Origin of the sequence: Pedobacter frigidisoli, from assembly GCF_032678525.1 — a bacterium.
Taxonomy (GTDB): Bacteria; Bacteroidota; Bacteroidia; order Sphingobacteriales; family Sphingobacteriaceae; genus Pedobacter; species Pedobacter frigidisoli_A.
Genome location: NZ_JAVTSE010000003.1, coordinates 326494 through 348302, shown reverse-complemented (window position 1 = coordinate 348302; position 21809 = coordinate 326494). Strand labels below are relative to the sequence as shown.

General features: G+C 39.5%; 23 protein-coding genes. 13 read left to right on the top strand and 10 right to left on the bottom strand.

Annotated elements, in window-relative coordinates; all coding sequences use genetic code 11:
* Positions 1-65 precede the first annotated feature (65 nt).
* Entirely contained in the window at positions 66-1067 is a 1002-nt protein-coding gene (locus R2Q80_RS10540) for an FAD:protein FMN transferase (RefSeq protein WP_316799563.1), read from the bottom strand.
* Between the two features lie 213 nt (positions 1068-1280).
* Here R2Q80_RS10540 and R2Q80_RS10535 point away from each other — a divergent pair, with 213 nt between their 5' ends.
* The 3 genes from R2Q80_RS10535 to R2Q80_RS10525 all read left to right on the top strand — a co-directional run bounded on the left by R2Q80_RS10535 (position 1281) and on the right by R2Q80_RS10525 (position 2931).
* On the top strand, positions 1281-1643 hold the full coding sequence (locus R2Q80_RS10535) for a hypothetical protein (RefSeq protein ID WP_316799562.1): 363 nt from the start codon (positions 1281-1283) through the stop codon (positions 1641-1643).
* 153 nt (positions 1644-1796) lie between these two features.
* Positions 1797-2474 (top strand): competence protein, encoded by a 678-nt coding sequence (locus tag R2Q80_RS10530; RefSeq protein WP_316799561.1) that lies wholly within the window; start codon positions 1797-1799, stop codon positions 2472-2474.
* Positions 2475-2547: 73 nt separating this feature from the next.
* Positions 2548-2931 carry a LytR/AlgR family response regulator transcription factor gene (locus R2Q80_RS10525; RefSeq protein WP_316799560.1) on the top strand — a complete coding sequence of 128 codons (384 nt, stop codon included), beginning with the start codon at positions 2548-2550 and terminating at the stop codon, positions 2929-2931.
* Positions 2932-2993: 62 nt separating this feature from the next.
* Here the strand turns inward: R2Q80_RS10525 and R2Q80_RS10520 are convergent, their stop codons facing one another.
* From R2Q80_RS10520 to R2Q80_RS10505, 4 genes are all read right to left on the bottom strand, one after another.
* On the bottom strand, positions 2994-3584 hold the full coding sequence (locus R2Q80_RS10520) for a DUF4142 domain-containing protein (protein ID WP_316799559.1): 591 nt from the start codon (positions 3582-3584) through the stop codon (positions 2994-2996).
* A 126-nt stretch (positions 3585-3710) separates the two neighbouring features.
* The gene (locus tag R2Q80_RS10515; protein ID WP_316799558.1) at positions 3711-3911 is read right to left on the bottom strand and encodes a hypothetical protein; all 201 of its coding nucleotides are present in this window, start codon (positions 3909-3911) and stop codon (positions 3711-3713) included.
* A 142-nt stretch (positions 3912-4053) separates the two neighbouring features.
* Complete coding sequence (locus tag R2Q80_RS10510; protein ID WP_316799557.1) at positions 4054-4770, bottom strand: DUF481 domain-containing protein; 717 nt, start codon at positions 4768-4770, stop codon at positions 4054-4056.
* Positions 4771-4926: 156 nt separating this feature from the next.
* On the bottom strand, positions 4927-5058 hold the full coding sequence (locus R2Q80_RS10505; protein WP_316799556.1) for a hypothetical protein: 132 nt from the start codon (positions 5056-5058) through the stop codon (positions 4927-4929).
* Positions 5059-5203: 145 nt separating this feature from the next.
* Here R2Q80_RS10505 and R2Q80_RS10500 point away from each other — a divergent pair, with 145 nt between their 5' ends.
* Entirely contained in the window at positions 5204-6028 is an 825-nt protein-coding gene (locus tag R2Q80_RS10500; RefSeq protein ID WP_316799555.1) for an ion transporter, read from the top strand.
* A 32-nt stretch (positions 6029-6060) separates the two neighbouring features.
* Here R2Q80_RS10500 and R2Q80_RS10495 read toward each other — a convergent pair whose 3' ends face one another.
* On the bottom strand, positions 6061-6396 hold the full coding sequence (locus tag R2Q80_RS10495) for a hypothetical protein (RefSeq protein WP_316799554.1): 336 nt from the start codon (positions 6394-6396) through the stop codon (positions 6061-6063).
* A 220-nt stretch (positions 6397-6616) separates the two neighbouring features.
* Here R2Q80_RS10495 and R2Q80_RS10490 point away from each other — a divergent pair, with 220 nt between their 5' ends.
* Entirely contained in the window at positions 6617-7213 is a 597-nt protein-coding gene (locus R2Q80_RS10490; protein ID WP_316799553.1) for an FMN-dependent NADH-azoreductase, read from the top strand.
* Positions 7214-7254: 41 nt separating this feature from the next.
* Here the strand turns inward: R2Q80_RS10490 and R2Q80_RS10485 are convergent, their stop codons facing one another.
* Complete coding sequence (locus R2Q80_RS10485) at positions 7255-7617, bottom strand: response regulator transcription factor (protein ID WP_316799552.1); 363 nt, start codon at positions 7615-7617, stop codon at positions 7255-7257.
* Between the two features lie 272 nt (positions 7618-7889).
* Here R2Q80_RS10485 and R2Q80_RS10480 point away from each other — a divergent pair, with 272 nt between their 5' ends.
* The gene (locus R2Q80_RS10480) at positions 7890-8204 is read left to right on the top strand and encodes a hypothetical protein (RefSeq protein ID WP_316799551.1); all 315 of its coding nucleotides are present in this window, start codon (positions 7890-7892) and stop codon (positions 8202-8204) included.
* Positions 8205-8298: 94 nt separating this feature from the next.
* A complete protein-coding gene (locus tag R2Q80_RS10475; RefSeq protein WP_316799550.1) occupies positions 8299-8520 on the top strand; it encodes a hypothetical protein in 222 nt (73 codons plus the stop codon).
* Positions 8521-8577: 57 nt separating this feature from the next.
* Here the strand turns inward: R2Q80_RS10475 and mnmA are convergent, their stop codons facing one another.
* On the bottom strand, positions 8578-9669 hold the full coding sequence (mnmA, locus tag R2Q80_RS10470) for a tRNA 2-thiouridine(34) synthase MnmA (RefSeq protein ID WP_316799549.1): 1092 nt from the start codon (positions 9667-9669) through the stop codon (positions 8578-8580).
* A 283-nt stretch (positions 9670-9952) separates the two neighbouring features.
* Between mnmA and R2Q80_RS10465 the strand changes: the two genes are divergently transcribed.
* The 5 genes from R2Q80_RS10465 (at position 9953) to R2Q80_RS10445 (ending at position 18873) form a co-directional block, all read left to right on the top strand.
* Positions 9953-12238 (top strand): GH92 family glycosyl hydrolase, encoded by a 2286-nt coding sequence (locus R2Q80_RS10465; protein ID WP_316799548.1) that lies wholly within the window; start codon positions 9953-9955, stop codon positions 12236-12238.
* A gap of 255 nt (positions 12239-12493) precedes the next feature.
* Positions 12494-13918 (top strand): glycoside hydrolase family 125 protein, encoded by a 1425-nt coding sequence (locus R2Q80_RS10460; RefSeq protein WP_316799547.1) that lies wholly within the window; start codon positions 12494-12496, stop codon positions 13916-13918.
* Between the two features lie 60 nt (positions 13919-13978).
* A complete protein-coding gene (locus tag R2Q80_RS10455; protein ID WP_316799546.1) occupies positions 13979-14170 on the top strand; it encodes a hypothetical protein in 192 nt (63 codons plus the stop codon).
* A 171-nt stretch (positions 14171-14341) separates the two neighbouring features.
* Positions 14342-16495 (top strand): GH92 family glycosyl hydrolase, encoded by a 2154-nt coding sequence (locus R2Q80_RS10450; protein WP_316799545.1) that lies wholly within the window; start codon positions 14342-14344, stop codon positions 16493-16495.
* Between the two features lie 140 nt (positions 16496-16635).
* Complete coding sequence (locus R2Q80_RS10445; protein WP_316799544.1) at positions 16636-18873, top strand: glycosyl hydrolase family 95 catalytic domain-containing protein; 2238 nt, start codon at positions 16636-16638, stop codon at positions 18871-18873.
* 24 nt (positions 18874-18897) lie between these two features.
* Here R2Q80_RS10445 and queG read toward each other — a convergent pair whose 3' ends face one another.
* A complete protein-coding gene (gene queG / locus R2Q80_RS10440) occupies positions 18898-19833 on the bottom strand; it encodes a tRNA epoxyqueuosine(34) reductase QueG (RefSeq protein ID WP_316799543.1) in 936 nt (311 codons plus the stop codon).
* A gap of 136 nt (positions 19834-19969) precedes the next feature.
* Between queG and R2Q80_RS10435 the strand changes: the two genes are divergently transcribed.
* Positions 19970-20176: a hypothetical protein gene (locus R2Q80_RS10435; protein ID WP_316799542.1), complete on the top strand. Its 207-nt coding sequence runs from the start codon at positions 19970-19972 to the stop codon at positions 20174-20176.
* 63 nt (positions 20177-20239) lie between these two features.
* Here the strand turns inward: R2Q80_RS10435 and R2Q80_RS10430 are convergent, their stop codons facing one another.
* Positions 20240-21748, bottom strand: coding sequence for a bifunctional GNAT family N-acetyltransferase/carbon-nitrogen hydrolase family protein (locus tag R2Q80_RS10430; RefSeq protein WP_316799541.1), 1509 nt, complete (start codon positions 21746-21748; stop codon positions 20240-20242).
* Between the last annotated feature and the right edge of the window lie 61 nt (positions 21749-21809).

Sequence of the window (21809 nt, the reverse complement as noted above, 5' to 3'; positions counted from 1 at the left end):
AAACATAATATTGTTTAGTTCATGGTGTTAGGGCGGAGGAAAGTGATCTCAATCGGAATTAATGATTACAGATTTTTCTTCCACTTTTCAATCGTCTGGTTGTCAAGGTTTTCAGACCAGTAAAGCTGACCATCGTCTCCAAATATCACACAGCTATATTCTGGAAATCCAGCGAGTAATTTAAGTCCTTTATCCTTACCAAGCAACATAATCGAGGTGCTGAAACCATTTGCTTTTTCAGTATCGGGCCCGAAAACTGTTACGCTGGTTAGTCCTGTTACAGGATATCCTGTTGTGGGATTGATGATGTGTGAATACCGTTTTCCATTAAACATCACAAATTTTTCATAGCTGCCAGAAGTTACAACCGCACCATTTTTGATGGGAACAGCAGCAAACAGGCTATCTTTGTGAAATGGGTTAGTAATTCCGATCATCCATGGTTTGCCGTTGGGTTGTTTACCCCATACACTCATGTCGCCGGTAGCATTTACGATACCAGCGTTAATGCCTTTTTCTAACATCATTTTTCTACAGCGGTTAGTGGCATAACCTTCTCCTAATGCCCCAAAACCTATCTTCATGCCTTTCTCTTTCAAAAAAATAGTGCAGTTGATGCTGTCGAGAATAATATTTTTATAATTAACATTTTGTACAGATTTTCTGACTGCTTCAGGTGACGGCATTTCAGTCATTGATCCGTCGAATTTCCAGATTCGATCCATAGCTGCAAAACTGATGTCGAACGCGCCATTGGTTAGTTTCGATAACTGAATGGCACGCTGCGTAAGTTGGAAAACCTCCCGATCCACTTTTACGGGATATTCACCAGCATGCTGATTGACAGCAGAAACTTGTGACGTTGGTTTCCAGTCGGAAATTAAGAATTCAATTCTCGAAATTTCTCCAATGATGATATCTATATTGGCTTCCGCAATTAGCTTTGTTTTGGCTACGATTGAGATATCAAATCTACCACCCATTAGCATTGTTGTTCTTTTTCTTATAACCTGAGCTTGCAATGCGGTGGAGAGGAACAAGATAAATAATGTGAATTTTAACTTCAATTTAATACGGTTAAATGAAGCCCAAATTTAAAGATTACACACATGAAATTGCAGCTATTACTTAAAGAAATATTAACTGTTGAATAGGGTTAACGAATCTTTGGGTATTTTGTACATCACATAATATCATGCAGAGTTGGATTAAGCTGATCTAACAAATTGAAACTTTTCAAAACCATCGGCTATTATTCATGTTGCTTTTTAAAAGAACTGATGATGAATACTTATACAAAAAAAGCGAAAACAAACGGATTGGTGTTGGATGGATTGAAAGCTGTTGGTGACTCAGCAGGATTGAAGGCAAGTAAATCGAAAATAAAGAAGGAAGTACAACTCAGCTTTAGCATAGTTAACCAGCTTACGGAAATGCTATTCACCAAACGAGGCATGCAAAACCGTAAAGAAATAGAGATGACCGGATTGGGCATTATCGCACTTTATAATATCTACCGCGGGGTGAAGAAGGGAAAAAGATCTCCGCTGGTAAAAGGAGTATTCCTGGCAGGGATCTTAACTGCCGCATTAATAGTGAATAATAAAGCTACGTCTCCTTCGGGTATTGTGAAAGCAAACTAAAGGCTATGCTATCATTTTATGTTGTGGGATATCGGTATGTATTCCTATAGGTTTTAACTTCGCCGCTTGCAGATTCTCCTGCTAATATATTTAGTTTTATTTTTGTATCACCCGAAATCATCCATTTTGCAATAGCTTGCGCGGGTATACTTCATGAATGACCCTATCAACTTTCACAACGACAGCATTCAGCTCTCTTCAGTTGCAGGAGCGCTTGTAGCAGAGCCTTTTTACAGAAAGGAAACAGCCTGGCACAGGGATTGGAAGCTTGCATTTCCTCCTTCGTTCCGCGAAGTAGGATTTAACGATGCTGCGAAAGGCGATTTTCACAGAGCAGACATATTTACTCCATCAGGACATACCATCGAATTTCAAAACTCGCCGATCACAATCCTGGAGTTGAAAAGCAGGGAAGCTTTTTATCCGAATCTGGTTTGGGTTTTGAATGGAAAGAAATTTAAAGGCTTCAGAATATTAAAACACCTCCCAGCAGTCGATGATCCAAAACTAGATGCTTTTGAATTTTGCCACTCCGATCATTTATCAATGGTTAGAAAAAATGAGGTCATAAATGGGGAAATAAATCCCCGTATCCTCAATTTTTATCATCCAGACCTAAAGGACATCGTTCTGACATCTGATCTATATTCTTTTTGCTGGAAAAATCCTCACAAGGTATGGTTCGAGGCCACCTGTCCCATATTCGTCGATTTAGGTGGGCATTTTATATACGAACTTAAACAAAGACCACAGCTTTCCGGAAATTACCCTTATCTGAAGTTGATTACCAGAAAGAAATTCATAGCACTATATACGCCTCCTGAAAGTTAAATCAACAATGCCTCTGTTTTGGCCGTAGCTTTGCTTAGTTAATTCGGTTTACTAAATTAAAGCTCAATCCGATATGTATAGCTGTGTAATCATCGATGATGAACAAATGAGCATCAATATTCTTAAATATTTCATTAACCAAAGTAATCAGCTGGAGTTGTTGAATACATTCACAGATCCGGTGGTGGGAACCCGGGAAATTCTGGATTACGATAATGTTGATTTTCTATTTCTTGATATCAGGATGGATATTTCGGGATTAGATGTTGCGCGGGTAATTCGCAATAAAGTAAAGTATTTAATATTCGTTACCGCCTATGAGCATTATGCACTTGATGCATTTAGTGTAAATTGTGACCGGTATCTTATGAAGCCGGTAAATTATCAAAAACTCGATGGCATCATACAAGAACTGCTTAACCGCGAAGGAAGAAATATGAGGCGGGAAATAAAATAGAACCAATGCCATTTAAAGTACCCAAAGTCACTTTAACATCAAATGACTTTGGGTGGAGAAACTTATTTATTTATACTGTCACTGATCTTATTAATCATCACCAGGTGGCTCTGAACAATTGGTGCAGTCTTAGTTGCAAACGTTTTTAATTCGGCATCTTTACCATCTTTTGATTCATCTTCCATCAGTTTTAAGGTTGATTTGTGTCCGCTAATCATTGCATCTACATAGGCTTTATCGAAATCCGCGCCAGTTTTTTTACCAAGATCTTCCATGGTTTTTTTATGCTCATCATCTACGGTACTCGGTAAGGTGATGTTTTTCTGAGCAGCAATAGCCATTAATTCTGTATTTGCTGTCCCATGATCTTTAACCATCATGCTTGCAAAATCTTTAACCTGCTGGTTTGTAGCCTTCTCTAAGGCAAGTTTTCCTAACTCCACTTCTGCCATACCACCAACGGCTGCCTGAGTGGCAAATTTAGAATCTGCTTCATCAACAGCAATGCCTCCGGTTTCTGCCACATTCGTAGACGTATCTTTCGCCATATTCAAACTGTCAGCACTTTCTTTTGCATCTTTCTGCCCGCTACCGCAAGACTGGAACGTAAACGCCGAAATTGATACGGCAACCACATAAATTAACTTTTTCATATACATAGGTTTTTGTTGTATCAGGTAAACATTGCCCGTAATGAAATAGTTTAAATTTTCGTGTTAAATAGCTAAAACACAAAAGGCGCAAATGAAATTACGCCTTTTTTCATGCTGTTCAGCTGACTAAAGCTTAATTTTTTTTGCCTTTCCTTCCGGTTTCTCAGGAAGCTGAATAGATAAAATCAAATCAATGCTTTCCGAATTCGTTTCGTAATCGGCAGCGATTTTTTCCCATTTCACAAGTTCTGCCTGTAAGTTTTCAATGTCCTTACCAAGTGATTCTATCTTATTCTGAATTGATTTTTTAACGTTTGTATTTGCCATAAAACAAAAATAATATTTGGATGTCACATCTTTAAAAACATAATTGTCAAACAACTTATTTTTCAGCTTTATTGATTGATATACAGTGTATTTATAATTTTATATATTTTTCCACAGCTATTAGTAAAAGAAGAATGATACTTTAAAAATATTTATCCAAACTCAGTCCGTAAGTTAAATTGAGGTTTTCGCTGTTGGTAATATTCAATCTATTGTACGTAAGCGCAGTGGTCAGGCTTATCCACTTTTTAAGTTTAAATCCAAGCGTAGTGTTTGATCTGATAATATGATCTCCTTTTCTGGAGAAGGAATTCTGGAGAAAATGGTTACCGTCAATGGTGATGAGTTCTTTTATACTGAAGTGATATTGTAATCTTAATGAGTTTCTGTAGGTGTGGTAATTATCCCCGGCAATTAAACTACTTTGGTCAAACAGAATTCCATTGCTCAGGTTCACGTATGCATATTCCTTGTCGACAATGCTATAGGCAATTCCTAAACCCGCCAGCAGTTGGTTTTTGAGTTTCAGCGAATAACTGGTATTGTAGTTAGCTAAACCCCAATAGTAGAAGTGGGGGAAGGTTTTGTACAGGTTAAAGTTTAGCGTAGTAGAAAAATCGTTATTGCTGAGGTTGTTATTTTGCTTTCCATATAACCAGGCCGATGATGAATTTAATACCATGCTTTTCTTCTTTACACCAAAGCTTAATGCGTTGTTGAGTAAATAAGCCTGATCATCATTAGTTCGGTTAACTGAGCCTGTTGAATTTAAAAGCAAATGGTAATTTGTGCTGTCGGTGTATTGTGCAAATGCATTGTTAACGAATAGACACACGGCTACAAAAAGTATACTCCTCATCCATAAATAACACTTTTATGCAGAAATATGTTTAGTTTAGTTCAATTCATACCATTTAGGCATTTCAATATAATTTTGGTTGAATATTACTGTTCCTTCAGTATTTTTAAATCCGGCAGTAATGTAATCAAGCTTCGGCGCTTCAGTAGCGATTTCTTACTTAAACTGCATGGCATCGATCGTTAGGTAATGATATAACTTTTGCTGCTCTGTTTTATTTTCTGCCAGAAGAATCAAAACATGTTCGCCCGTACCCAGTTTATGGATTATTGTTCCCTTTACTCTCATACTTTACACGACAAGTATTTACGACTAATGTTTTATTCATTTTGTTCTGAATCAAACATTCGAATTAATAAGGTGTTCACTAAATATAAAAGCTCATCCAGCCTCAATTCGGGTGAGATTCCAACATACAAGATCTATTATAAAAATGGTTGAATCAGAACCCAAAGATTGGCGCTTCAAGCTTCATGAAATTATTTATGAGTCAAATACGCCTGCAGGTAAGGCGTTTGATGTGGGCTTACTGATTGCAATTTTCGCCAGTATCATTGTTGTGATGTTGGATAGTGTTGTGAGTATACATCAGCATTATGGTAAAATATTTAACATTGCCGAATGGATTTTTGCTGCATTGTTTACTTTAGAATATATATTGAGACTCGTTAGCATTCGTAAACCAATTAAATATATTTTTAGTCCGCTGGGAATTATCGATTTGATTGCATTGTTGCCATCCTATCTGAGCATATTTTTTATTGGTGCGCAATCGTTGCTTGTATTCCGGGCATTGAGATTGTTAAGGGTATTCAGAATTTTTAAACTAGGACAGTTTCTTACCGAAATCAACTTTCTAACCCAGGCGTTGAGAAATAGTTTACGTAAGATTAGTATTTTTTTGCTCACCGTGTTAACCATTACAGTGATCCTCGGGTCGATTATGTATCTGGTCGAAAATCGTGAGAACGGCTTTTCAAATATACCTGAAAGCATCTATTGGGCAATCGTAACCATTACTACAGTTGGCTACGGGGATATCTCTCCCATAACGCCGATGGGCAAGTTTGTTGCATCTGTAGTGATGTTAATTGGTTACGCCATCATTGCTGTACCGACTGGAATAATTACGCACGACATTGCGGTGGCGGCCAGTAAGAAAAAAGAGCTTCCTGAATCTTGCCCGAATTGTAGTAGGGAAGGCCATGACAGCGATGCACTTTTCTGTAAGTATTGTGGTTCATCGCTATTCAGGTAAAAAAAAAGCTCCCTTAGGAGCTTCTCTTTTACTTACAGCATTTCACTGTCATCTTCATCGTAGGCATTGGGATCTTTATCCAGTTCTTCTACATCCGAGTCGTCTGTTTCATCAATATCTTCCGCGTCTTCATCCGTTTCCAGGTCGTCGCCATCTATCAAATCATCATCATCTTCTTCTTCATCCGGTCCAAGTTCTTCATTTAAACGTGTACCCTCTCCATCGGCATATTGTACCTCTTCGGCTGTATATTCGTCATTTTCGGGTAAAGCGTGTCCATCTGCTGCACTGCCTTCTGATCTTCCCACCTGAAATTGTTCCAGGTTTGCAATTTCTTCTTCTGGTTGAATGTTTTCTTGATTTTCCATGGTAGTTTTTTTTATTAAAGAACAGGATTGGATAGACGATGGTTTGAACAATAATTATATTTCTTGTACCTGGCGCTACCCGAAACTACAAATATATTTTAAACGGGTTTTAATGCTTTGTTTTTTCGATCGCTATACAAAAGGATAGTGCTATTATTTTTTAGTTACACTTTCTTTAATCTCATATGCTTTATTTTTACAGGATTAAATAGCAAAAGAAATGAAAATTTTACATCTTATATCCAGCCCAAGAGGGGAGGCATCTTTCAGTATTAAACTGGGAAATGCAGTAGTTGAGAAACTTACTGAAGCAAATCCAGAAAGTACGGTTAAAACACATAGCCTGGTATCGGCCCCATTTCCACATTTAGAGGAAGTGCATTTGAACTCTTTTTATACCCCGCTAGAAAATCACACTCCGGAATTAACTGAAGCAGTGAAGCATTCAAACGAAGCAATTGCAGAGATTCAGGATGCCGATGTAATTGTAATTGGTGTGCCAATGTACAACTTCGGAATTCATTCTACGCTTAAAGCATGGATTGATCATGTAGCCCGTGCCGGTCAGACTTTCAAGTACGGCGAAAACGGACCTGAAGGTTTGGTAAAAGGTAAAAAGATTTATCTGGCTATTTCTTCGGGTGGTGTTTATTCAGAAGGGCCAATGAAGGCTTACGATTTTACTGAACCTTATTTAAGAGCTGTGCTTGGCTTTTTGGGCATGGTAGATGTAACTGCTTTCAGGGTTGAGGGTGTTAATATGCCTGACTTGAAAGACAACGCATTAGAAAACGCCATTTCCAAAATCGTTCTTTAAAAATAGGCCTTGCCTGCCTTTTGGCAGCGCAGGGCATATTTTTAATTCCGCATATAACGGTCAACTCTGGCAGCAAAATCATTAAGATCAAAAGGCTTGTTAATAAAATCCTCAGCATCGCATTTTGATTTTACAGCATTTAGGTGGTTATTAGCCGACATCATCATAACAGGAATGCCGTGTGTTTTAATATTCCCCTTCAGGCTATTGCAGATATCCAACCCATTTCCATCTGGAAGCATAATGTCCAGGATAACCATGTCCGGTATGTGCTTATTCATCTGTAACCAAAAATCACGGGTATTTCTGCAAGCTCTTACTTCATAAAGCTCTTCCTCTAAAAGGAATGAAATGATTTCCCGTATGCCGGGATTATCTTCAACTACATAGATGCACTTTTTCATACAACCTCCTGTTTGAATAGATAACGGAACTATTAATCAGGTGTTTAAAATAATTTTTAACATCATTGAAGTTATCCACGGCATTGGTTCATCTGTCACCGTTTTATCTTATTCATTAGTTAGCTAAAAAAAAGATTAAAATATGTTTATATACTAAATATTTTAGTATAGATTTGCGCTAAGTGACATCCAGTTTATGGTTCAAACCGCTCTATTCGGTGGATAAAACAAAATGCAGATGGCTGGGTTTTTTGATTGATAATATTATTTTTATGACTGTTACCGTATTAGCCATATTAGAAACTGATTTTAAGCCTGATCTATCATTGGGGAAAATTATGAATGAGCGATTAAAAATCGCAGCTGCTGATTTGCAGGATATTTATTTACAGCCTTTGCATTCATTAGGACAGCGTAGTGATGACGTAGTGGTTTACATCAGTTACAATCCAAAATACAAAATCAGGTGGCGGGTTGTAAATGATGTATCTGAAGACATAGATAATTTTGTTTCCCAGATATGTGGTAATCTGGGCTACTTGCATTGGAAAACAGCCGCCATTAATATTTTCAAGGGAAATGAATAGGATGTAATCACCTGAGTAAGGTAGTCCGGGATTTTCTTCAAATTTGTATGAACAAATTGAAATCTATTTGTGTTCTATTACAAACTTAAATGAAATGATAGAACTGGCTTATAGATGCGATTTACCCGATCACCAGCATCATGTATACACCCTGATGCAATACGGAAGTGATGAACCCTTCTCCTATATGATAGACGGGGAAGTAATCGGAAAATTAGATAAAGTTGAAGGTTCCTGGAAACAGCTGAGTGGAAAGGATACCCCTCAGGAAGTAATCAATGATATTGGTTCTTTCCTGGATAACAGAAAGTATTAAATTAAAAACCCCGGCTATTTCTGAATGGCCGGGGTTTGATATTTTTAGTGGGTGTGATTAAATTAGAAAACCACCGCCAAGCAAATCGTTTCCTTCATAAAACACTGCTGATTGTCCCGGAGCAATTGCAGAAACATTGTGGTCAAAAACAACTCTCATCCTATCTTTTTCCTGAACAATTGTACTTAGCATGCCGGCATCCTTATAACGTATTTTTGTAATTACATCATTCATAGGTTCCTCAATACTCCCATATTTAATCAGATTGATATTGCGGACCATTGCTTCTTTACGCTCCAACTCCTCAGCACGGCCTAAAACAACTGTGTTGCTTTCAGGAAGTATCTGGGTAACAAACATCGGTTCACCAAATGCCACACCTAAACCTTTACGCTGGCCGATGGTATAAAAGGGATAGCCTTTATGCTGACCAACGACCATTCCGTTGCTCAATATGAAATTTCCCCCGGCTACACGGTCTTCAAGATCCTCCACTTTATGTTTAAGAAAAGCTCTGTAGTCGTTATCGGGAACAAAACAAATTTCATAACTCTCAGATTTTTTGGCTAATTCTTCCTGTCCCATGTCTAAAGCCATCTGTCTGATTTCTGATTTTGCAAAACTGCCCAACGGAAATTTAGTACGGGATAGATTTTCTTGTGAAACTCCCCAGAGTACGTAAGACTGATCCTTGTTTTCATCCTTACCTTTTGATATTACATAGCGTCCGCTGTCTTGCTGGCGGATGTTGGCATAATGGCCGGTTGCAATAAACTCGCAGTCGAGTTTATTAGCCCTTTTTAATAAAGCTTCCCATTTAATATGGGTATTACATAAAACACATGGGTTAGGCGTTCTTCCGGCAAGGTACTCATCAACAAAATTATCGATTACATAATCACCAAATTCGTCGCGTATGTCTAAAATGTAATGCGGAAAACCATAATTTACAGCAAGTGTCCTGGCATCATTAATACTATCCAGCGAGCAACATCCGGTTTCTTTACTGCTTCCCCCTGAGGTTGCGTAATCCCATGTCTTCATGGTAAGGCCGATTACTTCATAACCCTGCTCGTGCAGCATTACTGCAGCAACCGAACTATCCACACCGCCACTCATGGCTACCAGAATTCTACCGTGTTTACTCATCTTTAAAAAATAGAGTGCAAAAATAAGCTTTATTTAATTGAAATTGGTGAGCTGAAGTCAGTTCCTTGTAAAAAGCCACAGCAGGCCACTAATACATATCAATCATCCTGGGTACACCTCCGTAGGTCGACCTGTCAGTTTGTGGCGTGAGCCTTTCAAATCTCTTAGCTTTTAGAATTGTATTTTTTGTGTTGGTTAAACGATTTAGATAAAGATTATTTACAGTTTTGCGTTTAAATTAATACCTTAGGATTTTCAAATATAAGCTAACTTTAAAACAGACATGATTAAAAAAATTATCCTGCCTTGTCTTGTACTTTCTTCACTCGTGGCCTCGGCACAGCAGAATTTGGTGCAATATGTAAAACCCATTATCGGCACATCAAAAATGGGTCATACATATCCTGGCGCAACCGTTCCGTTCGGTGCCGTTCAATTAAGTCCCGAAACCGATACCTTATCATATGAAGTAAATGGTAAATATAATGGTGACGTTTACAAATATTGCGCAGGTTACAAATATGAAGATAAAACCATTACGGGCTTCAGCCATACGCACTTTAGCGGAACAGGCCATTCTGATTTAGGTGATTTCTTAATTATGCCAACCAAGGGGAAACTGCAACTAAATCCAGGTACGGCAGACAATCCTAAATCAGGCTATCGCTCAGCATACTCGCACGCCAACGAAACTGTTGAAGCCGGATATTACAAAGTTAAACTGGACGATGATAACATCACTGCAGAGCTAACAGCTACCAACAGGGTAGGGATGCACCAGTACACCTTTCCAAAATCAGATCAATCGCATATCATTTTAGATCTGATGGCAGGCATTTACAATTATGAAGATAAAACCGTTTGGTCATACGTCCGGGTCGTGAATGATACGCTAATTACAGGGTACAGGCAAACTTATGGTTGGGCCAGAACAAGAACGGTATTTTTTGCAATGAGCTTTTCTAAGCCATTCAAAAGTTATGGCAGAAAAAGTTTCGATGCTAAACAAGCCTACAGAGGATTCTGGGGTAAATTCAATCAGGATCAGAATTTTCCGGAAATAGCCGGTAAAAAAATCAAAATGTTCTTCGACTTTGATACCCAGGAAGGCGAAAAAGTAAAAATTAAATTTGCGTTATCACCGGTAAGTCAGGAAAACGCCTTGCAGAACATGCGGGCAGAAATTTCCGGCTGGGACTTTGAAAAAGTTAAAGCACAGGCACAATCAAACTGGAATAAAGAACTAAATAAAATTCAGGTTACTACCAGCAACGATAATAAAATCAATTTCTATACGGCATTATACCATGCATTCATTAATCCAACAACCTATACCGATGTAAACGGGGAGTATAAGGGGCTTGATCAGGGCGTTCATAAAGCAGATGGATTTACAAACTACACTACGTTTTCGTTGTGGGATACTTACAGGGCGCTGCATCCATTCTTCAATATTGTTCAACCAGCGCGTAGCAATGATATGGTTAAATCCATGATGGCACATTACGATCAAAGCAGTTTACATATGTTACCTATCTGGTCGCACTATGCAAACGATAACTGGTGTATGAGTGGCTATCATAGTGTCTCTGTCTTATCCGATGCGATAATAAAAGGTACTTATAATGGTGATGCCAACAAAGCCCTCGATGCCTGTATCGCCACAGCTAAACACCGCGATTATGAAGGTATCGGGTATTATATAGACAAAGGTTATATTCCTGCTGAACGCAGTGGTGTATCCGTGTCAAATACATTGGAATACGCTTATGATGACTGGTCTATTGCGCAGCTTGCTAAAAAGTTAAACCGCATGGATGTTTATGAAGAGTTCATTAAACGTTCAAATAACTGGCGGAACAATTACGATAGCGCATCTGGTTTTATGCGTCCGCGCATGGCAGATGGCACCTTCAAAAAAGCTTTCGACTCAAAAGATACTGAGGGTCAGGGTTTCATTGAAGGCAACAGCTGGAATTACAGTTTCTTTGTACCTCATGACCCTGCTTCATTAATCGAAGTGATGGGTGGAAAAAAGAAGTTTGCAGCACGTCTGGACACGCTTTTTAGCATGCATTTGCCTGATGAATTTTTTGCGCATACCGAGGATATTACCCGCGAAGGTATTATCGGAGGATATGTTCATGGAAATGAACCAGCGCACCATGTGGCTTACCTGTACAACTGGACTGACGAAGTATATAAAGGACAGGCGCAAATTCGTCATATCCTTAACATGCAGTATAAACCTACCGCGGATGGATTGGGTGGCAATGATGATTGCGGGCAAATGAGTGCCTGGTATATGTTTTCGTCGATGGGCTTCTATCCTGTAGCACCCGGTTCGGATGTCTATTCGCTAGGTAGTCCGCTTGTAGATAAAGCAATTATTAACTTAGAGAACGGTAAAAATTTTACTATCGAAGCCATAAATCAGAGCGCCAAAAACGTGTATGTACAAAAGGTGATGCTGAATGGGAAAGAAATCACGAGCCACCAGATTAAACATGCTGATATTATTAACGGTGGAAAGCTTAGCTTCTATATGAGTGCAAAACCAAAAAAATAATTTAATCATACCTGTCTCCATATTCAACCGCCAGCATATGCTGGCGGTTTTTTCATTTACAAGCTATAAGAAAATCGATTTAGAAATACATATTTAAAGGTTTTCGATTTTGAACTTAAAAAAATTATCTTAATATTTGTTTTCGTTCTAACCAGATAATTTGCGATATCAGTCATAAACCTTTGATTTGCTGAACATCGTTTTAGGGTTGGCGATATTAAATTTATATAGAACCAAATCTCATCACACACAATAATGAAAAGAAGAACATTTATCCAGAACTCAGGTATGTTGGGGGCAGGTGTACTTGCATCCAAATTTTCTCTTGCTTCTGAACTTTTTCCCGAATTCCCCGTTGTCAGGGTTGTTGCAGGAAAACGCCATTTTAAAAGTAAAGCCGTTGATTCTGCAATCAAAACGTTTCAGTCGAAGGTGAAGAATCCTGAATTGGCATGGCTCTTTGAAAACTGCTTTCCAAATACACTTGACACAACAGTTTATTATAATGAAAAAAATGGTCGTCCTGATACCTACGTAATTACCGGGGATATTGATGCCATGTGGCTACGTGACAGCTCTGCACAGGTTTGGCCTTATTTGCAGTTTGTGAATGAGGATGAACCACTGAAGAAATTGATAGCTGGCGTAATCATCCATCAAACCAAATGCGTTTTGAAAGACCCTTATGCTAACGCTTTCTACGGTGATGCAAATAAGGTAGGAGAGTGGAAAACCGATAAAACAGATATGCAGGCCGGCGTTCACGAGCGTAAATGGGAAATCGATTCGCTGTGCTATCCTATTCGTTTAGCCTACCATTACTGGAAGAAAACAGGAGATAAAACACCTTTCGATGCAGATTGGAAAAAAGGGATTGAAGCTACACTCAAAACTTTTAAAGAGCAGCAGCGTAAAACTGGTCATGGCCCTTATCATTTTCAACGGGAAACCACGCAGCCAACAGACTCACAGCCTATGGCAGGATATGGCTTTCCGGTTAATCCTGTAGGTTTGATCTGTTCTGCTTTCCGCCCCAGCGATGATGCAACAATTTTTCCATTTTTAGTTCCATCTAACTTTTTTGCTGTGTCTAGCCTGAAACAGGCTGCCGAAATGATCAAAGCCCTGCAGGCGGATCAGTCGCTTGAAAGCAATTTGCTGAATCTTGCTGACGAAGTTAATGCCGCTTTGCAAAAACACGCAATTGTTAACCATCCAAAATATGGAAAAATCTATGCCTTTGAGGTCGATGGATTTGGAAGCAATTACATGATGGATGATTCAAATGTGCCAAGCTTGCTTAGTTTGCCTTATCTGGGCGCTATGAAAATTGAAGATCCAATTTACCAGAACACCCGTAAATTTGCTTTATCGAAAGATAACCCATATTTCTTTAAAGGTACAGCAGCCGAAGGAATTGGCGGCCCGCATGTTGGTCAGGATATGATCTGGCCAATGAGTATTACGATGAGGGCGCTGACCTCAACAGACGATGCAGAGATTAAATTATGCATCCAGACATTGCAAAAAACACATGGAGGTAAAGGCTTCATGCATGAATCCTTCCATAAAGATAATCCTGAAAAATTTACCAGAGCATGGTTTGCCTGGTCCAACACCTTATTTGGTGAGTTGTTATGGAAAACATACCACGAAAAACCTGCTTTACTTAACGGATAAAAAACAAAGCCCTCATTTGGAAAAAAAATGCCTGTGGGGGCTTTAACTTTGTAATCAACTATGCTAGTTAACGATAATATACCAACATCTCTATTGTTAAATGTGAAACCGGGAGATGAAATTACAAGCGCCGAAATTTCGGGTGTAGTGCATAAAATCGAAATTCAGGAAACAGATGATTATTTGCTTTTTATATTCATTCTGGAAGATAAGCAAGAATTAGCGATTAAAAAGTTGAGGCAAGTGTGTTAAAAATCACCGGTTACAGACAGCTGATGTAAGTTTTTAGCTTTCCTTCTATGTATCCTGTTTTTTAATTCTTAAATAAATTAAGGTCTTACGGGAGTAACGTTATCATATCTAATCACCTTATGTCACTCGGTTTAATGTATTCAACTATCAAATAAAACGATTTATAATCAAATGAAACTACTAACCAAGTATATATTTGTTGTTTTATCGCTAATGATAACACAAGCGGTAAAATCCCAGAACCAGAAGAAAAATACTTTAACCAATTATGTAAACCCCTTTATTGGCACGGCACCATTAACTGACCCTAAAATTTTAGGATACGAATTGCCAGAGGGCTGGCGCTCATGGGCCGGTCTATGCTTTCCGGGCAGCTCACTGCCAAACGCAATGGTTCAGCTTAGTCCCATTACCGAGTATGGTTCAGGTGCCGGCTATGAGTATGAGGATGATGTAATTCTGGGATTCGCCCATACTAATAAAGGTCATTGGAACCTTTGCAACGTGCCTGTTTTGCCTATGTCAAAGCCTGGTACCCATTTTGGATCCAAGTTTTCTCACCAAAAAGAAAGTGCGTCGCCCGGGTTCTATCAGGTTTATTTAAGCGACTATCAGGTTAACGTGAACCTGACTTCCACTTTAAGATGTGGTTATCATCAATATGAATTTAAAGATAATCAGGACCGGCAGGTATTATTTGATCTGGCAAAAGCCAATAGCCGGGTGTCTGACTGGAATATATCGCAGGATGGTGATTATGCAGTGAAAGGCTTTCAGAACGGAGAGAACGTATATTTTTATGCGGTTTCAAACACTAAAATAGACAGACTAGAGAAAAAAGAAGAAGGCAAAAATAGCGGCTATGCCATTCTTCACTTAAGCGATGGACAAACAAAGCCGGTAGAGCTTAAAATTGGTCTTTCGTTTGTAAGCGTCGAAAATGCAAGGGAGAATCTGGAAAGTGAAATCGGCTCAAAAACTTTTACACAGGTTAAAGCGGCTGCAGCGACTCAATGGGAGAAATTGCTGTCTGCAATCCAGGTAAAAGGGGGCACCAGTAAACAAAAGGTCATGTTGTATTCCAGTCTCTACAGGTCATTTCTTTGGCCGGCTTTACGCAGTGACGTAAACGGTCAGTTTAAAGATGCTAAAGGACAGGTGACCAAATCTGATTTCAGGTACTACACGGAGCCATCCCTGTGGGATACATACCGCAATAAGGATGTATTGTTGGGATTGATTACTCCGGATGTTACGCTTGACGTTATTAAGTCGATGATCGATGTTGGGCAAAAACGGGGGTTCATGCCTACTTTTTTTCATGGCGATCATGGTACTTCATCCGTTGCGGGTGCTTATCTCCGGGGAATAGATCAGTTTGATATCAAGGCGGCATATCAGATTTTTTTGAAAAATGCGAACGTAGAAGGCGGAGCACGTCCTTTTATCAAAGAATATATTGAAAAAGGATATATTTCTGATCCGGATATTAAAAATCCACATGTTGAAACGAAAGCCAAAGCAGGGGTGTCCAAAACACTCGAATATGCTTATGACGATTATTCGCTGGCTCAAATTGCAAAGAAACTTGGCGACTCCAGCAATTACAGAAGCCTCATGGCCAGGTCCGGAAACTATAAAAATATGTTCGATCCTGGCACACGATTCATGAGAGGACGACTTGACAATGGCAACTGGATAAAGCCATTCAATCCCCAGTATCCTTATTACGAATACATGTACCGGGAGGCTAATGCCTGGCAGGTTTCCTTTTATGCACCTCACGATATGCCAGGATTAATTCAACTGTATGGCGGTGCAGCGGGCTTTGAATCAAAACTCGACTCTTTGTTCACTCTTCCCTGGAATCCAAAATATATTGCCCGTAATGTGGAAACCATGATTGGACAGTATTGCCAGGGTAACCAGCCCGATCATGAAGCTCCTTTTGCCTATACTTTTATTGGCAAGCCCGAAAAATCCCAGAAAATTATTGATCAGATATTAAATGAATTATATGGGATAGGCAAGGAGGGACTTGCTCTTTCAGGAATGGATGATGCAGGGGAAATGTCCTCCTGGTATGTGTTCAGTGCTCTGGGAATCTATCCATTCTCGGCGACAGATCCGACTTACATCGTTACAGTGCCTTTGTTCGATGAAATTAAATGGAAAACCAGTAGTGGCAAACTGCTGATCATTAAAAAGCCCTTCAAAGGCAGAAAGCTCACGGCGATAAAGGTAAATGGTAAAAAAATTCCTGGATATTTTATATCTCATGATGTGTTTAGAAATGGCGGCACAGTTGAAATGGTTACGGAGTAGTCACATTTTTTACTTTTAACGATATAAACGTGATTATTAAGCAATTTTACCCCTAATTGTTTACGATTTTCTATCCTCTGTCCTGCTATGATGATATAAATTTGCTCCCGGAGTATTTAAAACATCATACAAAAGTTTATATGAAAATCTTTCTGACCATCTTATGTTGTCTAATTGCACAGTACCAGTTGTTTGCCCAAACCATAAACTGGGAGCAGTTCATGGCAAAGCAGAATATGAAATGGGAGCAACTGGGAAAAGACTATTATAGCGGTATTACTTTAGGTAATGGATTAATGGGCCTGAATATTTACCAGGCGGGCGATAGTACCATCAGGCTTGACGTAGGCAGATCAGATGTAATTGATGTGCGGGCACAACTTATGCCAGAGGCTGGTAAGCTCTATACTAAGGCCCGACTCCCTATCGGGCATTTTATGGTGAACGTTAGGGGGAAAATACTCCGGGCAGACATTCAGCTTCATCTTTATGATGCAATAGCCACAGGTAAAATATTTACTGACCAGGGGACAGTTGATATTGCAGCTTATGTTGATGCTAAACATGAGGTCATCCATATTGAATTGAAAGACCAGCAAAACAGGAAGCTCGACTGGAAATGGGAGCAGGAAAGAAGTGTAAGTTTTAGATACATGCAGAGTCACCCGACTGACAAACCCAAAACCTATCCAGATAATCCACCGGTTGTGAGGAAGAATATCAATGAATTTGTAGTTTACCATCAGCCATTATTAAATCATGGGGGATATAGCACTGTCTTTAAAGCCTCAAAAGATGAGATGTTGGTTTCTGTTGGCTACGATGCTACTGCCAGTGCTGATGAAGATCTGGAAGCCATCAACAGTATTAAGGGTTTTGAAAAGGATATTAATCACCTCAAAAATCACAAGTCCTGGTGGCACCAGTATTACCAGAAAAGTTTTGTAAGCCTGCCAGATAAGAGAATGGAAAACTTCTATTGGATCCAGCTATATAAACTCGCTTCAATTACACGGGAAAATAAAATACTCATTGATTTGATGGGTCCCTGGGCCAGTTCAACACCGTGGCCTGCGATCTGGTGGAACCTGAATACCCAGCTTACCTATTCACCTGTTTTTGCTGCCAATCACCTTGAACTCACTAAACCGTTATTCCAGTCTTTCAAAACCAATCTTCAGAACTTGATTAATAATGCTCCCGAGAAGTGGCGCTATAATTCTGCCTTCATAGGCCGTAGCTCATCTTACGATCTGATTAGCCCCACCAATGAAGCAGATATGGTAAAAGGGCCTTTTGAAGCAGGTAACCTGACCTGGATGATGTACTATTATTATAAATATTATGAGTATGCGGGGGATAAGCAGCTATTGAAAACCGAAATTTATCCTTTATTGAAACGATCAGTTAATTTTCTCTTACATATCTTATACAAAGACGAGCAAGGTGTTTATCATCTGCCGCTATCTCATTCACCGGAATATAAAAATGCCGTAGACGCTAACTATTCGCTTGCCAGCTTAAATTGGGGACTGAATACCCTTATATCCATTAACACCAGTCAGGGGTTCAAGGATGGAGATGAGGCCAAATGGAGGGAAGTGATTAAAAACCTTACCGCGTACCCAAAGGGTGAAGATGGTTTCCTGATTGGCAGGGATGTAGCGCTCACTTCATCACACAGGCATTATTCTCATCTTTTAATGATTTATCCTTATGGCCTGGTAAACTGGGACCACGAAAATGAAAGGGCGCTTATCCTTAAATCGGTTAATCACTGGATTTCTATGAAAGGAGCACTTCAGGGATACACCTACACCGGCTCGGCCAGTATGTTCGCTCAAATGGAAAATGGGGATAAAAGTTATGCGCTGTTGAATGAACTCTTTAATAAGTACATCCAACCCAATACCCTTTATAAAGAATCGGGTCCGGTAATCGAAACACCCCTGGCAGCCGCAACGTCGATACAGGAACTACTTCTGCAAAACTGGAATGATAAAATCAGGATCTTCCCAGCTATACCGGAATCATGGAAAGATGTTTCCTTTAAGGATTTAAGAACTGACGGCGCCTTTCTGATAAGTGCGAACAGGAGAAATGGAAAAACAAATTCCATCCAGATCAATAGCCTTATAGGTGGTGGCTGCATAATTTCGTCAGATATTACAAATTTCACAGTCACTTCGAATAAAAGAAAATCACTGCAATTTGAACAGAAAAAAGTAGGAGCAAAGGTTGAGATCAGATTTTCCGGTTTGTTAGCCAATGAAATAATCAGCGTTAATGCGATGGATAATTCTGTTAAAAACCTTTCGGTAAGCTACAGTCATCATGCAGACTGGTACTGGGGGTACAATAGTTCGACTATCAAATAATGACAGGAAGTGAATTTAACTGTCTTATGTAGATTTCAGGAAATCAATGTTTCTTTTCAATCCCGAAAGTTTAGTTCGCTTAACCGCCGAACCTTTAAATACTTTTTTGAAAACTTCATCAGTGATTTCAGTCAGGTCGCTGGCCTTAAGGTCAAGCAATCCCGAATCGGGTTGGAAGGCCTCCTCCTGGTGCACTTTTGAAAAGCGATTCCAGGGGCAAACATCCTGGCAAACGTCACAACCAAACATCCAGTTATCCATTTTATCTTTAAACTGAGTAGGGATTTCGTTTTTAAGTTCGATGGTGAGATAGGATATGCATTTGGTTCCATCTACCACCTGAGGTGCAATGATAGCATCAGTTGGACATGCATCCAGGCATCGTGTACAGGTACCGCAATGGTCGGTTTGAAAAGGATGGTCATAATCCAATTCAAGGTCGACAATCAGTTCGGCAAGGAAGAAAAATGAGCCCTCAGTTTTACTGATAAGATTAGAATTTTTTCCGATCCAGCCAATACCTGATCTCTTTGCCCAGGCCCTGTCGAGTACGGGCGCCGAGTCTACAAATGCCCTGCCATTTACCGCACCGATGTTTTCCTCTATAAAAATGGTAAGCGCTTTCAATTTATCTTTTATCACATAATGGTAATCCTGACCATATGCATACTTGGAAATTTTTGGCGCGGTAGGATCGGCCTGTTTCTCATTGGTATAATAGTTTAGCGATAGCGATATAACCGATTTTGCATCATCAACCAAAAGGCGGGGGTCCAGCCTCTTGTCGAAATAATTTTCCATGTATTTCATCTCGCCGTGATGATTTTGGTTCAGCCACTTTTCCAGCCGTGGTGCTTCTTCCTCCAAAAACTCTGCTTTGGAAATACCGCAGGCCATAAAGCCTAAACGGAAGGCTTCATCTTTAATCAGCTTGCTATATTTTACCTTATTTAAGTACACAGATTTGCAAAGATAAGGCTTACAATCAAAACATTTTCATTTATCGCTTGTTCTAAATGCAAACACTAAATTAATTAATTGGAGTTCTTTAATAACTGTTTAAAGTATTTTAGAACTCGGATTCAACTGCAAAACCATGGAAGAAATAGATCCAAAACATACGGAATCTGGAGAAGCTCCAAAACCGATAGAAAAAGATTACGAAAATCATAAAGAAGATCCGGGACCAGCAAAACCTGCCGTTACTGAAAAGGACGAAAACGGTGCAGGCTCGGTATTGAAATGGATTTTGCCGATAGCTGTAATTATTGGCATAATTGTCTGGTTTGCGCTTAGGAAGTAAAGTCATTCATTTCATAACAACAAAGCCAGTTCAAACGAACTGGCTTTGTTGTTATATGTAAATTTATTTGAGCAATTTAATCTGATAAAGATCTTTTCTTCTGTCTTTCAATATTTTTACTGTACCATAATGATGCAATTCATCAAGTAAATGGAGGTCGACATCAACTACAAGAACCATCTCTGTATTTGGAGTAGCCTCGGCTTTGGTGGCGTTAGTGGGAAAAGCAAAGTCTGATGGGGTGAATACCGCCGATTGGGCAAACTGAATATCCATATTATTTACCTTCGGCAAATTACCCACACAGCCTGCAATAGCCACATAACATTCGTTTTCGATCGCTCTGGCCTGGGCGCAGTGCCGCACCCGGGTATAACCATTCTGGGTATCAGTTAGAAATGGCACAAACAGAATCTGCATTCCCTGGTCTGCATATAATCTGCTTAATTCAGGGAACTCTACGTCATAACAAATCAGAATACCAACTTTTCCGCAGTCGGTATCAAAAACCTGTACCTTATCTCCACCCACCATACCATAATATTTCTGTTCGTTGGGTGTGATGTGTATTTTGCGGTACTCATCAATTTTACCCGTTCTATGGCAAAGATAGCTTGCGTTGTACAGCTTTCCCTCATCAATTATCGGCATACTACCGGTAATGATATTTACATTATAGCTTAGTGCATATTCATGCATTCTGGCAACGATTTCTTCTGTCTTTTCAGCAAGCTTACGCATAGCCTCGATTTCAGGAAGATGGTTGTAGGGCTCAAGTAGTGGCGTATTAAATAATTCCGGAAACATCACGAAATCGGATTTATAGCCGCTTATCGCATCAACGAAAAATTCAACCTGCTCATAAAACGAATCCATATTGGGGAATAAACGCATCTGCCACTGAACCAAACCCAGGCGAATGTTCATGGCCGAACGCGCAGAAGCATCCACACCCTGATAGTAGATGTTATTCCACTCAATTAAAGTGGCGTATTCTTTTGATTCCTTGTCTCCCGGGAGGTAATTTTTCAGCACCTTCCTTACGTGAAAATCATTTGAAATCTGGAAAGTAAGGGTAGGGTCGTATAATTCTTTGGATTTTACTTTGTCAATATACTGCCTGGGACTCAGTTTTTCCGCATATTGGTGGTAACCGGGAATCCGTCCTCCTGCAATGATACTTTTCAGATTAAGTCCCTCACACAACTCTTTTCGGGCTTCATAAAGTCTCCGGCCTAACCTCAAGCCTCTGAATTCGGGGTGTACGAAGATTTCAATTCCATACAAGGTGTCTCCGTTAGGATCGTGTGTAGAAAAAGAATAGTCGCCCGTAATCAGCTTATAGGTATGTCGGTCGCCATATTCATCGTATTCTACGATAATGGCAAGCGAACAAGCCACAACCTTATCATCTACAGCGATACAAAGTTGCCCTTCAGGAAAAATATTCAGTAGTTTAGCAATACTCGACTTGGGCCAGATAGACCCACCCATACTGTCGTAAGCCTGCAGCATTGATTCTTTAAGGTCAGCATAATCTTCGAGCGTTAATCTTCGTAATTCAATATTCATAATGTTTGATTTGTACAGTATGAACAGACATCTGGAAAGAATGTTTGAAAGCTGCAGTTTA

Coding starts and splice junctions, on each gene's coding strand:
- R2Q80_RS10445 (WP_316799544.1), top strand. CDS start 16,636: ATGAAAATCTTTCTGACCATCTTATGTTGTCTAATTGCACAGTACCAG.
- R2Q80_RS10485 (WP_316799552.1), bottom strand. CDS start 7,617: ATGAAAAAGTGCATCTATGTAGTTGAAGATAATCCCGGCATACGGGAA.
- R2Q80_RS10515 (WP_316799558.1), bottom strand. CDS start 3,911: ATGGCAAATACAAACGTTAAAAAATCAATTCAGAATAAGATAGAATCA.
- R2Q80_RS10480 (WP_316799551.1), top strand. CDS start 7,890: ATGACTGTTACCGTATTAGCCATATTAGAAACTGATTTTAAGCCTGAT.
- R2Q80_RS10435 (WP_316799542.1), top strand. CDS start 19,970: ATGGAAGAAATAGATCCAAAACATACGGAATCTGGAGAAGCTCCAAAA.
- R2Q80_RS10450 (WP_316799545.1), top strand. CDS start 14,342: ATGAAACTACTAACCAAGTATATATTTGTTGTTTTATCGCTAATGATA.
- R2Q80_RS10455 (WP_316799546.1), top strand. CDS start 13,979: ATGCTAGTTAACGATAATATACCAACATCTCTATTGTTAAATGTGAAA.
- R2Q80_RS10525 (WP_316799560.1), top strand. CDS start 2,548: ATGTATAGCTGTGTAATCATCGATGATGAACAAATGAGCATCAATATT.
- R2Q80_RS10505 (WP_316799556.1), bottom strand. CDS start 5,058: ATGAGAGTAAAGGGAACAATAATCCATAAACTGGGTACGGGCGAACAT.
- mnmA (WP_316799549.1), bottom strand. CDS start 9,669: ATGAGTAAACACGGTAGAATTCTGGTAGCCATGAGTGGCGGTGTGGAT.
- R2Q80_RS10495 (WP_316799554.1), bottom strand. CDS start 6,396: ATGGAAAATCAAGAAAACATTCAACCAGAAGAAGAAATTGCAAACCTG.
- R2Q80_RS10490 (WP_316799553.1), top strand. CDS start 6,617: ATGAAAATTTTACATCTTATATCCAGCCCAAGAGGGGAGGCATCTTTC.
- R2Q80_RS10530 (WP_316799561.1), top strand. CDS start 1,797: ATGAATGACCCTATCAACTTTCACAACGACAGCATTCAGCTCTCTTCA.
- R2Q80_RS10520 (WP_316799559.1), bottom strand. CDS start 3,584: ATGAAAAAGTTAATTTATGTGGTTGCCGTATCAATTTCGGCGTTTACG.
- R2Q80_RS10510 (WP_316799557.1), bottom strand. CDS start 4,770: ATGAGGAGTATACTTTTTGTAGCCGTGTGTCTATTCGTTAACAATGCA.
- R2Q80_RS10500 (WP_316799555.1), top strand. CDS start 5,204: ATGGTTGAATCAGAACCCAAAGATTGGCGCTTCAAGCTTCATGAAATT.
- R2Q80_RS10460 (WP_316799547.1), top strand. CDS start 12,494: ATGAAAAGAAGAACATTTATCCAGAACTCAGGTATGTTGGGGGCAGGT.
- R2Q80_RS10430 (WP_316799541.1), bottom strand. CDS start 21,748: ATGAATATTGAATTACGAAGATTAACGCTCGAAGATTATGCTGACCTT.
- R2Q80_RS10475 (WP_316799550.1), top strand. CDS start 8,299: ATGATAGAACTGGCTTATAGATGCGATTTACCCGATCACCAGCATCAT.
- R2Q80_RS10465 (WP_316799548.1), top strand. CDS start 9,953: ATGATTAAAAAAATTATCCTGCCTTGTCTTGTACTTTCTTCACTCGTG.
- R2Q80_RS10535 (WP_316799562.1), top strand. CDS start 1,281: ATGATGAATACTTATACAAAAAAAGCGAAAACAAACGGATTGGTGTTG.